The following is a 13,999-nucleotide window of genomic DNA, read 5'->3' as shown; positions in this document are numbered from 1 at the left end:
GATGGCCGCGATCGGTAGTGACGGGCCTGGGACTGTTCCTGGCTGTGACGGTCGCGATGGACTACGGGCCGCCGAGCGTCGAGAAGCCGCTCGGCGCGCTCCCTGTCGTGCGTGACTACCTGGCCCGCCTCGATGTCGCGGGCACGATCGATCGACTCGCCCCGATGCGTGACAAGGTCAACCGGGCCACCCACGGCGACGTGATCGCCGCACTGGTCGCGAACCGGCTGACCTCGCCGACCCCGCTGCTGCACGTCGAACGGTGGGCACGGGACTGGGCGGTCGAAGAGATGTTCGGTATCGCGCCGGACGTGTTGAACGACGACCGGGTCGGTCGGGCGCTTGACGCGCTCGCCCCGGTCTGCGAGGCCGTGGTCGGTTCGGTCGGTGCCGCGGCGATCGCCGCGTTCGACCTCGACCTGTCCCGTGTCCACTGGGACATGACATCGATCTCGCTGCACGGCGCCTATCCCGAGATCGACGGCGACTACGCGACCCCGAAGTACGGCCACCCGAAGGACCGCCGCCCCGACCTCAAACAGGTCCAGACCGGGCTCGCGGTCACCGGTGACGGCGGGATCCCGCTGCTGCACCGCGCCTACGACGGCGGCGCCGGTGAGGTCTGTCAGGTCACCGGCGCGATGCGGGCCCTGGCCGGGCTCGCCGGCCCCCGACAGTTCCTGCTGGTCGGCGACAGCAAACTCGTCTCCTACGCGAATCTGACCGCGTTGACGTCCACGCCCGGGGTCACGTTCCTCGCCCCGGCACCGAAAACCGTCGTGCCCGGCCAGGTCCTGGCCGCCCAGGACTGGGCCACCGCCACACTCGTCGGCTATGTCGCGGCCCGTGACCAGGACAAACCCTTCCATCAGCGGGCGGCCTACCGTGTCCGGGAAGGCGTCACCACCCTGCGGGGACCCCGGAAGAAAGACCCACCGGTCACCGTGCGCACGGTGTTCGTCTGGTCGTCGGCGAACGACCAGGCCGCGAAAGCCGCCCGCGCGCTGAAACTCGGCCGCGCCCGCACCGACCTCGACACCCTCACCCGCGCCGCGGGCAGCCACCACCTCTACCGCACCGAGGCCGCGGTGCAGGCCCGCCTGACCCTCCTGGCGACGAAACACCGCGTCACCCGCTACCTCCACGCCACCACCAGCGTCGACCCGGACACCGGGAAACCGGCCCTGGCCTGGAACTTCGACTCCGCCGCGCTCGACGCCGAGACTGCCACCGACGGCTGGTACGCGCTGCTGACCAACCTGCCTGACGACGTCGGCCCGGCTGAGGTCCTCGCCCGCTACAAAGGGCAGGAAGTCGTTGAACGTCGCTACGGCGCGTTCAAGGGCCCGCTCGCGGTCGCCCCGATGTTCCTGCACTCCAACCAGCGGATCCACGCCCTCATCCACGTGATCTGCCTGGCCCTGCTCGTCTTCTGCCTGGTCGAACGCCAAGCCCGGCTCGGTACCGGCCCTGACGGGAAGATCCCCGGCATCTACGCCGGTCGTCCCGCCCGCCCCACCGGAGCACTGGTCCTCGGCGCACTGAGCAGGCTGCGCCTCGTGCCCGCCCGCGGCGACCAGCCTGCCTACATCCCCCGCCCATCGGCGCTGCACCAGCACCTCCTCGACATTCTCGGCGTCGATCCCACCCGGCCACCTTGATCGGAAACCGGGCCGGTCAACCCATCGAAATCCCATGTGCGGAAGACAGGGCTAGTGGGTGGGAGTGGCCCACGTGGTCAAGCAGGGTTGCCAGTTCCGGTGGGGGTGGGGCGGTGGACCAGCGGTGCCAGTACGGCTGCAGGCGTGTGGGGTGCCAGAAGTGGGCCTGGGCCTGTGAGCTGGGGCGATGCGGCCGTACGGGGCCGGCGGCATGATGGTCAGCTATGTCCATCCGCCTGCTCTATCTGATCTTCGTGAGGGTGTGCGGCTGGCTGGTCCTCCTCGGCCGTTCGTCAGCGTCCAAGGACATCGAGTTGCTCGTGTTGCGGCACGAGGTCGCGGTGCTGCGTCGTACCCAGCCCAAGCCCCGGTGGGACTGGGCGGACCGGGCGGTCCTCGCCGCACTCATCCGACTCCTGCCCAAGACGCTGCGAGCCCACCGGCTGGTCACCCCGGGGACCGTCCTACGGTGGCACCGCCGTCTGATCACACGGAAATGGACCTACCCGCAGCGGACGGGACGACCTCCGGTCAGCCCGGAGATCGCCGCACTGATCGAGCGGCTCGCGACCGAGAACACGACGTGGGGGTACCAGCGGATCCAGGGCGAGCTCCTCAAGCTCGGCCACCGGGTCAGCGCGTCCACGATCCGCCGCGTCCTGAAGTCCCTGGGTCTCCCACCGGCGCCCAAGCGGCAGACCGACACGACATGGCGACAGTTCCTACGCACCCAGGCATCGACCATGCTGGCCGTCGACCTCTTCCACGTCGACTGCGCCGTGACGCTCCAGCGTCTGTACTGCTTCTTCGTCCTGGAAGTCGGCACCCGCACCGTGCACATCCTCGGGGTCACCGCCCACCCCGACGGCCCGTGGACCACCCAACAAGCCCGGAACCTCCTCATAGACCTCGGCGACCGGGCCGCCGACTTCCAGGTCCTGATCCGCGACCGCGCTGGGCAGCTCACCGCCTCCTTCGACGCGGCCCTCGCCGATGCCGGCATCACCGCGGTCAAGATCCCACCCCGGACTCCTCGGGCGAACGCCTACGCGGAACGGTTCGTCCACACGGTCCGGACCGAGGTCACCGACCGCATGCTGATCGTCGGTGAGCGGCACCTGCGTACCGTTCTGGCCGAGTACGCACGGCACTACAACGGACGACGACCCCACCGCGGTTGTGGCCTTCAACCGCCTCGGCCCGACCACCCTGTCGCCGACCTGGCCAGGGAACGGATCAAGCGCCAGCCCGTCCTCGGCGGCCTGATCAACGAATACGAACGAGCCGCCTAAAACCCCAGGTCATCCCTGAAGGGGTGGGGCCGGTCAAGCGGTTCCGGTGTGGGGGTTGGGCCTGTTTTCCGGCCTGGTTCTGGGTGCCTGTGGGCGTGCGCCAGTGTCCGGCGGCGGAGTCAAGACGCAACGCCCGCAGGGCGGAGCCCGAGGACGAACGGTCTTGACGCCGTTGTCGGCTGGCGCATCCTGGAACGGCCCAGGACATCGGGTGTGGGTGGTGTGGCGTCTTCTCCAGCACGGGTGTCCGTGGTGGGCGGCGGTGTGGGTTTCGCCAGTCATCCCTTCGCCACGCGGGGCAGGGTGGCATGGAGTGATACGGCCACGATCAGACGGGGTCAATCAACACGTCGACCGCGCCACCGGAGTGGTGGGGGTCATGACCTGGGCGGCCACGCGTCTGATCGTGTGAACACCTGCTCACGCCGCCGTGTGCAGCGCGCGGACCTCACCGTCGCGCAGCGCGTAGAAGACGAACGTGAGCAGCTTGCGGGCCGCGGCGACCTTGCCGATGTTGGTGCCGCGGCGGGCAGCGACCCGGGTCTTGGTCGGGCCCAGGACCGGGGTCGTCGGAGGCAGGATCGACACGGCTTCGATCGCGGCCCAGCGAATCAGGGAGGAGCCCTGTTTGGTGATGTGGCCGCGGTGCACGGTGGTGTCGGACTCACGGTGCCGGGGAGTGAGACCAGCCCAACTGGCAAGGTGACCGGGCGTGGGGAAGCGGGTGATGTCCCCGATCTCGGCGAGGAACACCGCGGCCAAGGTCTTCCCGACCCCGGGCAGGACCAGCAGCGCCTGATAGCCCGGATCCCGCGCGAGCCGGCCGGCGAGCTGACAGGCGGCCGCGTCGATTTCGAAGTCGAGCAGGTCGATGAGGCGGCGCAGACTCGTGACGCGGGCGTGGAACGGGCTCGGGAGCTCGACCTGGCCGAGGAGGTCGGTTCCGGCCTGGCCGAACAGGTCGGTCATGGGCACCGCGACACCGTTCTTCGCGAGGACCGCGTGGATCTGGGCCTTGCACGCCGAACGGATCGCGACGAGCGCCGCACGGTGACGGACGGTCTCCCGCAGTTCCCGCACCGGCGGTGGAGCGACCCACGCCTCGGGCAGACGTCCCATCCGCAGCAGGTCCGCGAGATCCGCGGCGTCACGGACGTCGTTCTTCACCCGCCGGTAGGCGAAACCCTTCACGCCCAGCGGGTGCGCGAGATGAACCTGCGCGCCAGCGGCGGCCAGCACATCCGCCGCCCAGTACCAGCCGTACGTCGCCTCCAACACCACGTCGGGGTGCTCACCGGCACGGCTGATCTCAGCAGCGAGGGTGGCAGCATCGTTGCTGATCCGAACCGTTCCCAGCGGATACCCGTCCGGGGTCATCCGCACGATCACCGACCGCCGCCGATGGAGATCGATTCCCACAATCTGGCGACCCTCATACGATGGACTCACAGGGGCCTCCTTCGTCGGTAGACGTGAGCAACCCCGAGGGACCTACCCCCGACCCCGGGGAGTCACCAGGAGCGGAGGCCCCGCCCCTTCATCGCATCATCACCGGTGGCCGAGTTCTGGCACCCCACACGCCGGCGCAGACTTCGCGATCTACGGCGGGATGAGGATCCAGGACGAGGATCTGCTCGACGGTGAATGCACGGCCGGCTACCTCACGACGAAGTCCGACGGAGAAACCTACCTATTGACCGCCGGACACTGCTTCCCCGAGGGAGCCTTTGTCTCGGTGCCCAATGCGAACATTCTCACTGGTAATCCTTCGAACACGATCATCGGCATCGTGGTGGACCGACGTTCGGGCTTCAACACCTACGGCGACTACGAGTCGATCCGGATAACTTCCCCCGGTCTCGCCACCAATCAGATCATCGCCGCCGATGGCCTCCTGCGCAACGTCACGGACGACGCCGACGATTTCGTTGCCAATACCAGCGTATGCTTCAATGGGAAAACCTCGGACGAGGAACGGTGTGCGCGCAATGATGCGATGGGCGACGAGATCTTTGATGATCATGTCACCTATCACGTCGCCGCCGCGTTCCAGTCCGACGTAGCCACGAAGTGGTGGGCACAAGGAGGGGACAGCGGTTCCGGCGTCTACCGATGGATTGAGGATGACGACGAGTTCAGGGTCTACGGGATCATCGGTGGCCCGATTTGGCACTTCGACGACGACGACATCCTTGAGAACCCGACCGATGGTGGATTCTGGTATTCTTTCGACCAGGACATCCAGGGTGCCATTGGCACCTCCGTCCTGACTGACCCCGTCTAGTCTAAGAGCAACCGATAGTCTAAGATCAACCGAACCGTAGGATTTACCGGACCTGAGAGGCGGTGGAGTGGTGGTAAGCCTGGGCCGGAGACTCGAGGTCACCACCACTCCACTACTCCCTTTCACCAACTGGCGGTTCACCCCCGCGAGCTCGGAACAGCTGAGAACAGCGGCCTCGAAGAAGGCTTGGGGTGACTCCCGCTCGATCATCGGCGAGTTCAACGGCGATCAACCCAGTCCCTGGACGGCGTGGATTCCGGAGCAGCCCCCGCCGCACTCAGGCCCGGACACGGTGACCGTGGCTCACGCTCTCTCCGCCGGCTTCGAGCCAGGACGGACGTTCGGCGTCTACCCGGTGTCCGAACGGAACAGGATCGCGACGCGGCCAGGCGCGACACTCCGCAAGGATGCGCGCCTACCGGGCGGAAGGCTGATCGAGCCGGCGACCGAGCCCGCCTGGCTCACCCGGCTCCTCACCCCTGACCCCCACGCCTTCGCGCCGTGGGAGCATCCAGTCGACCGGGTCGAGGCGAGCCACGACGGAGCCCAACTACTACTCTCCATCCGCAGCGCGCGGGGCGAAACCCCCGCCACCGTGCAGATCCAGGAACTATCTGACCGCCTGGACGTGCTGGTGTCGGTCGGCATCGAACCCGGCCACGGACCGCTGCCAGTACCCGGAGAGTTCGTCCCGTCGTCTCCCATCGGGTCGAGACCAGGCAGGCGAGCGGGGCTCATACGACTTTCCCCCGAACGACTCCGGCTAATCCGCGTGACTCTGACTCATCCCCTCGGCGACCGAGCCGTCTACGATCTTGCACACCAGGACCAAACTGCGCGAGACACCGCCAGACGCGCATGGAAAGACCAATGGAACAGTTGATTCACGACAAAACCCTTACGTACTGAAATATAACGAAGAATACCGCACAGCGCCGCAAAATCCGAATTCGGGGCGTTTTCGGTGCCGGAACGTGCCGGAGCATCCGCGCCCACAATGCGCACACACGCGGCCGACGACTCTTCGACATAACGGTCATACCCTCCTCCATCGGACGCGGAGAGGGCGTCGGTTACGATATGTAGCTAATCCTGGGCCAGGAAGAGTCAGCCGGCTCTGACGCCCCTGTGTCGTCAAGTGGCCGTAGCGGCAGGTGGGCCGGTGCGCGGGATGGCCTTGTAGATCTCGCGGGCGACGTAGCGCTTGAGGCAGCGGACGATCTCGCGTGGGGTTTTGCCTTCGGCGAGGCGTCGTTGCTGGTAGGCGCGGGTGCGGGGGTCGCAGCGCAGCCGGGTGATGACGATGCGGTGTAGGGCGGAGTTGGCTTGGCGGTCGCCGCCCCGGTTGAGGCGGTGTCGGTGGGTCTTCCCGGACGAGGCCTCGATCGGGCTCACCCCGCACAGTGCTGCGAAGGATCGGTCGCTGGTCAGCCGTCGCGGGTTGTCGCCGGCGACGATGAGCAGCGCCGCGGCGGTGTCCGGTCCGACGCCGACCCTGGCGAGTAGGGCGGGTGTGTGGCGGTTGAGCACGGCGGCCAACCGACGGTTGAGGTCGTCGATCTCGGCGGTGAGCGCCATGATCCGGGTCGCGAGCTGCCGCAGCGTGTAGCGCACGGCGGTAGCTGTGTCGGTCGGCTCGACGTCCTCAGGCCAGGTTCGGTGCGGACCAGAACGGCCTTGAGCTGGTTGATCGCCTGGGTGCGTGCTGTGACCGCGGAGGTCTTGGCCAGCCGGAACATCCGGGCCATCTCCACGGGTCCGTCACCGGTCTTCGCGGTCGCGGTGGCCTGGCCGGCAAGGACGGCACGGGCCGCCGCTTCGGCGTCCAGTGCGTCGGTCTTGCCTCGGCGCCGGCGAGCGGCGCGGTCGGGCCGGTTGACCTCGGCCACGGTGACACCGGCCGCAAGCAGATGCCTGTGGGGTGCCAGAAGTCGGCTTGGGCCCGTGAGCTGGGGTGATGCGACGGTGCGGCGGCCGGCATGATGGTCAGCCATGTTCGTACGCCTACTCTATCTGATCTTCGTGCGGGTGTGTGGCTGGCTGGTTCTCCTCGGTCGTTCGTCGGCGTCCAAGGACATCGAGTTGCTGGTGCTGCGGCATGAGGTCGCGGTGCTGCGTCGTACCCAGCCGAAGCCGCGGTGGGACTGGGCGGACCGGGCGGTGCTCGCCGCACTGATCCGGCTTCTCCCCAAGGCACTGCGAGCGCACCGGCTGGTCACTCCCGGCACCGTCCTACGGTGGCACCGCCGTCTGATCGTACGGAAATGGACCCATCCACAGCGGATGGGTCGGCCACCGGTCGGCACGGAGATCGTGCCCCTCATCGAGCGGCTCGCGACCGAGAACACGACGTGGGGATACCAGCGGATCCGGGGCGAGCTGCTCAAGCTCGGTCACCGGGTGAGTGCCTCCACGATCCGCCGGGTCCTGACGTCCCTGGGGCTGCCCCCGGCTCCGCAACGGCAGACCGACACGACATGGCGGCAGTTCCTGCGTACGCAGGCGTCGACCATGCTGGCCGTCGACTTCTTCCATGTGGACTGCGCCGTGACACTGCGGCGCCTGTACTGCTTCTTCGTCATCGAGGTCGGCTCCCGCACCGTCCACATCCTCGGGGTCACCGCCCACCCCGACGGACCATGGACCACCCAGCAGATCCGCAACCTCCTCATGAACCTCGGCGACCGGGCGGCCGACTTCCAGGTTCTGATCCGCGACCGGGCCGGACAATTCACCGCGTCCTTCGACGCGGTCCTCATCGACGCCGGCATCACCACGATCAAGATCCCACCCCGGACTCCGCGGGCGAACGCCTACGCGGAACGGTTCGTACGAACCGTCCGGACCGAGGTCACCGACCGCATGCTGATCTTCGGCGAGCGGCACCTGCGCGTTGTCCTGGCCGAGTACGCACGGCACTACAACGGACGACGCCCGCACCGCGCGCTCCGCCTTCAACCGCCCCGGCCCGACCACCCGATCGCAGACGTCACGACGGCACGGATCAAGCGCCGGCCTGTCCTCGGTGGCCTGATCAACGAATACGAACGAGCCGCCTAAAAGACCAGGTCAACACCGGTGGCCGAGTTCTGGCACCCCACAAGCGACCAAAGATCGCTAACGGGGCTTCGCCCCAGCCCGACGAGCATGTTGCTGTGGTCCGGCTGTGATCGTGGGCTCCGGCCGGGCGGTGTGACGGGTTGACGATGAACCCGCCTGTGATGCCGCTACCTGGCGGCGGTTGGCCTGAGGCCTGGCCGTCCCGGACCGGAGCTGACGATGACGCTACCCCGCACCGTCGCCGACGTCCTGGCCCATCACGTGAGCTTCGAGGTGGAGTGCATCGACCGGATGTACCTCAACGTCTATGTGCCCCAGCTCCAGTTCCCTCTCGGCCTGGTCGGGTTCCTCCACCGCCGGCTCGGGATGCGAGTCGCCTCCACCGCCCCGCTGGCGTCGATCACCGAGGGTTTCGTGACCGCGGTCCGGCGGTTCGCCGCCGACCACTACATCCCGATCGTCGACTTCGTGAAGGGGCAACGGAAGGACGACGTGATGCACGAACGACTCAAGGACTTCACCGGCACCCAGGGGGTGGTGTTCATCGGTCGGGCGCAGGAGAAGACTCCGCTGTTCCGTACGGAAAAGCGCCGCGACGCAGAGGGGAAGACATACCCGTGGATCGTGAAGACCACCGGGGTCGTCAACCACTTCTACTTCTACTGCGTCGACGACGACTTCGGCCCGTTCTTCCTCAAGTTCTGCTCCTACTTCCCCTACAACGCCAAGCTGTGCCTGAACGGGAACCACTGGGCGCAGCGGCAGGCGACCAAGTCCGGGATCGCTTTCACCCCGATGGACAACGCGTTCGCCGCGGTCGAGGACCCGGCCGGCCTTCAGACGATCTGTGACCGGCCCGGCCCGGCCGAGATCGATGGGCTGCTCCGCAAGTGGTTGGACATCCTGCCGCACCCGTTCACCCCCGACGACCGCGACGCCGGCTACCACTACGACCTCTCGATCCTGCAAGCCGAGTTCTCCCTGACCCAGACCCTCGACCGGCCCCTGTCCGGAAGGATCTTCTTCGAGCAGGTCATCCGGGACAACCTTGACATCGGCCGCCCCGACCAGGTCAGCCTGGTCTTCGACCGGTCCCTGCGCCGGACCGGCCCACGAGCCACCCCGAGCCGGTTCCGAACCCGAATTATCACCAACGGCGTCACCCCAAGCCTGCACGTCGACTACAAACGCCACGATCAAGCAGTACCACAAAGAAGGAAAAGCGCTACGCACCGAGACCACCATCAACGACACCCGCGACTTCGGGATCGGGAAAAGGCTGATCAACCTGCCGGCGTTACGGCGGGTCGGCTTCCACGCCAACCGACGTCTGCTCGACGTCCAGACCATCAGCCACGATCCCACCGACGGCGACACCGCGTTCGCGGCCATCACCGATCCGGTCATCACCGAGACCGGACGGCGGGTCGCCGGTATGCGGTTCACCGACCACCGCGTCCAAGCCCTCTTGTCTGCAATCCTCGTCTTCCGTCTGCTGCCACACGGTTTCACCAACCGTGACCTACGCGAGTATCTCGCGCCGCTGCTCGGCCGCGACCCGAGCACCATCACCAGCGGACAGATGAGCTACGACCTACGCCGACTCCGCCTCCACGGCCTGATCGAACGCGTTCCCGGGACTCACCGCTACCAGATCACCCCCGCCGGGCAGCGCCACGCCCTGTTCCTCACCCGCGTCCACAACCGGGTACTACGCACCGGCATCGCCGAACTCGCCGACCGCCACAGCGACCCCCCGCCGCTACGCCGAGCAGCCGACGCCTACGACACCGCCATCAACGAACTCATCCACCACGCCGGACTCGCAGCCTGACCCGCACGCCCCGAACTTGACCCATCCTTCGCGGCTTCGCCCGCCCAAGCCTTCTAGAGAAGATGGTCACGATCGCGCGAGCCGATCCACAGGAGATCTCAATCTGGCGAGCGGCCCGGTCAAACCGATGGGGCGTCACTCCGTGGGAGGTAGACCGAGAAGGACTGCGAGGACATCCCGGATGATCTCCGAGTGGTCGGTCTGGGAGCGGTCGAGCAGCCACTGCTGCTGCATACCGTCGAGGAGGGCCAGCAGGGCCGTCGCCGCAGCCCGTGGGGTCAGTCCGTTGGGAAGGCGCTCACCCCACCGCGCAGTGAAGTCGGCTGCCATGCGTTCACGGACCATCGCGTAGTGGCCGCGGAAGTACTCCTGCGCCGGATGGCCGTGCGTGAGGCTTTCGCCCAGTAGCACCCCGTAGACCTGGGTGAGTCCTGGCCGCTGGTGATCGTGGGCCACGATGGCGGCCATCTGGTGTGGGAGGTCCTCGTGTGCGTGGCCTGCCAGCAGGTGCTCGCGGCCGAGTTCCTCGCGGCGCCGGAGGATCTCGGTTAGCAGCTTCTCCTTGCTCGAGAAGTAGTGCAGAACACCCTGGCGGGTCAGGCCGACCCGCTGCGCGATGGCATCGAGCGAGGTTCCTCGGTAGCCGTGCTCGGCGAACATCTCCAGCGCGATGTCGAGGATCTCCTCGCGTCTGTTCCGCGCCACCGTAGACCTCCGACTCCTCGGTGAAGCCGGTACCCACACCTACTGTGCACGATGCGACTGGTCCGCTAGTCTACCTACCTACGAGGAAGTAGGTCGGGGTGGGGTGAGGCGGATGAACGAGATCGCGATCGTCACCGGCGCGGCGGGCGGTATCGGCGCGTCGGTCGCACGGCAGCTGACAGGATCGGGAACGCACTGCGTCCTGGTGGACCGCGATCCGACCGTCGAGCGCGTCGCCTCCTCGCTCGGCGCCGACGCGGTGGTGGGCGACCTGACTGACCCCGATCTGTCGCTACGCATGGTCGCCGCCGCGGGTAACCGGGTGGACCTGCTCGTCCTCAACGCCGGGGTTAACTCCATCGACAAGGACCCCGCGACGCTCGACCTGGGCCGCTACCACGCGGTCGTGGGGGTCAACCAGCATTCCGTGGTCTATGGATTGCGCGCCGCGCTGCCGTCGATGCGCCGGCAGGGGAGCGGTTCGATCGTGGTGACCGCCTCACACGCCGCCCTGCGGGGCGTGGAACAGGACCCCATCTACACGATGACCAAGCACGCCGTCATCGGTCTGGTCCGCGCCCTGGCCGGTCCCCTGTCCCGCGAGGGCATCCGCCTCGGTGCGGTCTGCCCCGGTCTCGTTGACACCCCCCTCACTGCCGGAGCCCGCGAGCGCTTTCATGCCTCGGGCATCCCCATGCTCACCGCCGACGAGGTCGCCACCGCCATCGTGGACACCCTCCGCACCGGCGAACCAGGAACCGAACTTGTTCTCAGCCCTGGACACCCGCCCGCCCGCTACAGCCCCGCACCGATCATCTGACCAGTCGGACACATCGGCCTACCATGATGCCGGCCACAGGACACCGGCCAGCTCGCCAGGCTCGTCCGCGTCGCTTCCTGACCCTGCGAGAGACCGACGCCCCCACTGGAACGTACTTCTAGCCTGAAAATCATCCCCTTAGAAGTATGTGATGGTCCCGCGGTGGCGTTGATGAATCGCTCTTGCCGAATGTCCGCGCCACGGCACCGCGGAGACCGGGGCAGCGAGGTAGGTCCGCCGGCCGATCTGTCCGACATCGCAGTCAACGTAACGCTGGTCGGCGGGGGAATCGGGGGTGAGTTGCGCCGTTGTGGACAGCCTTGCTACCGAGAGCACCAAGAATGTGATCGTTAGTCATCTGGCGTCGAACTGCCGCCACGAAACTCAGGCCGGGTCGTCTTGAGAGTCGCACCTCTTTCCTGCTTTACAGTTTCCTAACTGATGTAGTACACCTGTACAGCGATGGTGCGCCCAGCCTTGGAGTGTCATGTCCACTACCGCCACACCCCTCAGTGCACACGTCGGTCTAGAGATCACCGGCGTGTGTGGTCGCGACCTGCCCACCCCGTCGGCGGCCGCCGACTGTCTGAAGGCTCTGGAACAGTACGGCGTCGTCGTCTACCGGGAAGCTCACATCGGCGATCAAGAACTGGTCGCGTTCAGCCGGCTCCTCGGCGAGGTCGCCCCCAACCCCACAGGCGAGCACCAGTTCCCGGAGATCGCCACCATCACTCTGGACCCGGCAAAGACTGACGCCGTGCGTGCCTGGTACCGGCAAGGGAACTTCCTCTGGCACATCGACGGCGCCACCGAGGAACTACCGCAGAAGGCGACACTACTGACGGCACGTGAGGTGGACCCAAAGGGCGGGGACACCGAGTTCGCGAGCACCTACGCTGCCTACGATGCCCTCCCAGAGGAGGAGAAGGAGCGGCTCGCCGGTCTACGGGTGGTGCACAGCTTCGCCGCAGCGCAACAACGTGCCCATCCAGAAGCGACCGAGGACCAGAGGGCTGCGTGGGCCCGAGTGCCTGTCCGCGAGCACCCGCTCGTGTGGACCCGCCGGACCGGCCGCCGGTCACTGCTGCTCGGCGCGACCGCAGGTGAGGTCATCGGCATACCCGCGGATGAGGGACAGGCGCTGTTGAAGAGACTGCTCGACTGGTCGACGCAACCGCGGTTCGTCCTGCGTCACCGGTGGCGCCTCGGGGATCTGGTCATCTGGGACAACACCGGCATGCTGCACCGGGCGACGCCGTTCGCCGCCACGTCGCGGAGGCTCATGCACCGCACCACCCTCGTCGGCGAGGTCGCCGTCGCCTGATTCGGAACGGTCGGCCACCAAGTGTTAGCACCGCCGCGGCCCTAGTGGGAGGACAGTGATGAGGGCAGTTCGAGGGCACGAGGGGCGACCAGTGGTCGTCGATGTTGACGATGTTCCGGGGTGGGACGACGGTGAGCTGCTGAATATGGCCGTGGCTGGGATTTGCGCCTCGGACCTCAATTGGCTCCGACTCGGGACCCGGTTTATCCTCGGCCACGAGCTCGCCGGGCGGAAGGCAGATGGAAAGCCTGTGCTGGTGGAAGGCCTGTTCGGCTGCGGGACGTGCGAATTTTGCTGGGAAGGCCGGAACAACCTCTGTGACCAGTCCCCTAGGAACGCGCTCGGCATCATGCAGAACGGCGGAATGGTGGAGCAGTTTCGGGTGCCAACCCGCAAGGTCCTTGAGATGCCGGCGGGGCTCGACGTTTCGAACGCGTCGCTGGCCGAGCCGGGCGCAGTGGCCTGGCACGGGGTCCGCCTCGGTGGGATTGCACCGGGCCGGACCGTCACCGTTGTCGGCGGCGGGTCGATCGGTCAACTTGCCGCGGCTGCGGCCCAGACCCAGGGCGCTGATGAGGTCGTGCTCGAGGCTCGCTATCCCCACCAGCACGAAATCCGTGAACGGATGGGTGTCGGGGAGCCCACGGCGGGGACGCTCTACGACGTGGTGATCGAGGCCGCCGGGTCGCCGAGTTCACTTCAGCGCAGCGTCGAGCTGGTGAAGCCGGGTGGCACGGTCTCGCTCCTGGGCGTCCATCACGGCGGCATCGACGTGCCGTACTCGGCACTGCTGACCAAGGAGGTCACGCTGGTCGCATCAATGGGGTACTGCGGGCACGCCGGTAAGCGGGAGATGCTTCAGGCCGCCGAGATGCTCGCGGCGCGCCCCGAGATCCCGGACTCGCTCATCACCCACCGCTTCCCGCTCGAGGACGCAGCCGAGGCATTCCGGGTGGCAGGCAACCGCGAGTCGGGCGCTGTCAAAGTTGTCATCGAGATCGGCTGAACCTGGAAGGCGA

12 protein-coding genes and 1 pseudogene are annotated in these 13,999 nt (G+C 67.2%); 9 read left to right on the top strand and 4 right to left on the bottom strand.

The window, feature by feature from the left end; all coding sequences use genetic code 11:
• Positions 1-17: 17 nt before the first annotated feature.
• A complete protein-coding gene (locus tag FRANEAN1_RS02300; RefSeq protein ID WP_347176950.1) occupies positions 18-1,661 on the top strand; it encodes an IS1634 family transposase in 1,644 nt (547 codons plus the stop codon).
• 224 nt (positions 1,662-1,885) lie between these two features.
• A complete protein-coding gene (locus tag FRANEAN1_RS02295; RefSeq protein WP_020458130.1) occupies positions 1,886-2,953 on the top strand; it encodes an integrase core domain-containing protein in 1,068 nt (355 codons plus the stop codon).
• A 420-nt stretch (positions 2,954-3,373) separates the two neighbouring features.
• Here FRANEAN1_RS02295 and FRANEAN1_RS02290 read toward each other — a convergent pair whose 3' ends face one another.
• Positions 3,374-4,402 carry an IS110 family transposase gene (locus tag FRANEAN1_RS02290; protein WP_020458129.1) on the bottom strand — a complete coding sequence of 343 codons (1,029 nt, stop codon included), beginning with the start codon at positions 4,400-4,402 and terminating at the stop codon, positions 3,374-3,376.
• 160 nt (positions 4,403-4,562) lie between these two features.
• Between FRANEAN1_RS02290 and FRANEAN1_RS02285 the strand changes: the two genes are divergently transcribed.
• Positions 4,563-5,237 carry a hypothetical protein gene (locus FRANEAN1_RS02285; protein WP_041253622.1) on the top strand — a complete coding sequence of 225 codons (675 nt, stop codon included), beginning with the start codon at positions 4,563-4,565 and terminating at the stop codon, positions 5,235-5,237.
• A 1,134-nt stretch (positions 5,238-6,371) separates the two neighbouring features.
• On the opposite strand, the gene FRANEAN1_RS02280 is transcribed toward FRANEAN1_RS02285, so the two are convergent.
• Together FRANEAN1_RS02280 and FRANEAN1_RS42895 are read right to left on the bottom strand one after the other, a co-directional pair.
• Positions 6,372-6,851, bottom strand: a complete 480-nt coding sequence (locus FRANEAN1_RS02280; protein ID WP_198145448.1) for a transposase — start codon at positions 6,849-6,851, stop codon at positions 6,372-6,374.
• 101 nt (positions 6,852-6,952) lie between these two features.
• Positions 6,953-7,231: pseudogene (locus FRANEAN1_RS42895) on the bottom strand (IS110 family transposase); the annotation flags it as partial.
• On the opposite strand from FRANEAN1_RS42895, the gene FRANEAN1_RS02275 reads away from it, so the two are divergent.
• From FRANEAN1_RS02275 to FRANEAN1_RS41980, 3 genes are all read left to right on the top strand, one after another.
• Positions 7,230-8,297, top strand: a complete 1,068-nt coding sequence (locus tag FRANEAN1_RS02275) for an integrase core domain-containing protein (RefSeq protein WP_020458126.1) — start codon at positions 7,230-7,232, stop codon at positions 8,295-8,297. The pseudogene FRANEAN1_RS42895 and the gene FRANEAN1_RS02275 overlap by 2 nt on opposite strands.
• 219 nt (positions 8,298-8,516) lie before the next feature.
• Positions 8,517-9,818, top strand: a complete 1,302-nt coding sequence (locus FRANEAN1_RS02270) for a hypothetical protein (RefSeq protein WP_020458125.1) — start codon at positions 8,517-8,519, stop codon at positions 9,816-9,818.
• On the top strand, positions 9,766-10,131 hold the full coding sequence (locus FRANEAN1_RS41980) for a hypothetical protein (RefSeq protein ID WP_198145447.1): 366 nt from the start codon (positions 9,766-9,768) through the stop codon (positions 10,129-10,131). The genes FRANEAN1_RS02270 and FRANEAN1_RS41980 overlap by 53 nt, the downstream gene beginning before the upstream one ends.
• A gap of 135 nt (positions 10,132-10,266) precedes the next feature.
• Here FRANEAN1_RS41980 and FRANEAN1_RS02265 read toward each other — a convergent pair whose 3' ends face one another.
• Positions 10,267-10,836 carry a TetR/AcrR family transcriptional regulator gene (locus FRANEAN1_RS02265; protein ID WP_020458123.1) on the bottom strand — a complete coding sequence of 190 codons (570 nt, stop codon included), beginning with the start codon at positions 10,834-10,836 and terminating at the stop codon, positions 10,267-10,269.
• 112 nt (positions 10,837-10,948) lie between these two features.
• Here FRANEAN1_RS02265 and FRANEAN1_RS02260 point away from each other — a divergent pair, with 112 nt between their 5' ends.
• The 3 genes from FRANEAN1_RS02260 to FRANEAN1_RS02250 all read left to right on the top strand — a co-directional run bounded on the left by FRANEAN1_RS02260 (position 10,949) and on the right by FRANEAN1_RS02250 (position 13,986).
• Positions 10,949-11,656: an SDR family oxidoreductase gene (locus FRANEAN1_RS02260; RefSeq protein ID WP_020458122.1), complete on the top strand. Its 708-nt coding sequence runs from the start codon at positions 10,949-10,951 to the stop codon at positions 11,654-11,656.
• Between the two features lie 487 nt (positions 11,657-12,143).
• Positions 12,144-12,980, top strand: coding sequence for a TauD/TfdA family dioxygenase (locus FRANEAN1_RS02255; protein WP_020458121.1), 837 nt, complete (start codon positions 12,144-12,146; stop codon positions 12,978-12,980).
• Between the two features lie 58 nt (positions 12,981-13,038).
• Positions 13,039-13,986: an alcohol dehydrogenase catalytic domain-containing protein gene (locus FRANEAN1_RS02250; protein WP_020458120.1), complete on the top strand. Its 948-nt coding sequence runs from the start codon at positions 13,039-13,041 to the stop codon at positions 13,984-13,986.
• The last annotated feature ends 13 nt before the right edge of the window (positions 13,987-13,999 follow it).

This window comes from Parafrankia sp. EAN1pec (genome assembly GCF_000018005.1).
Classification (GTDB): domain Bacteria; phylum Actinomycetota; class Actinomycetes; order Frankiales; family Frankiaceae; genus Parafrankia; species Parafrankia soli.
The sequence above is the reverse complement of the archived record's forward strand: the minus strand, read 5'-3'. Positions and strand labels throughout refer to the sequence as shown.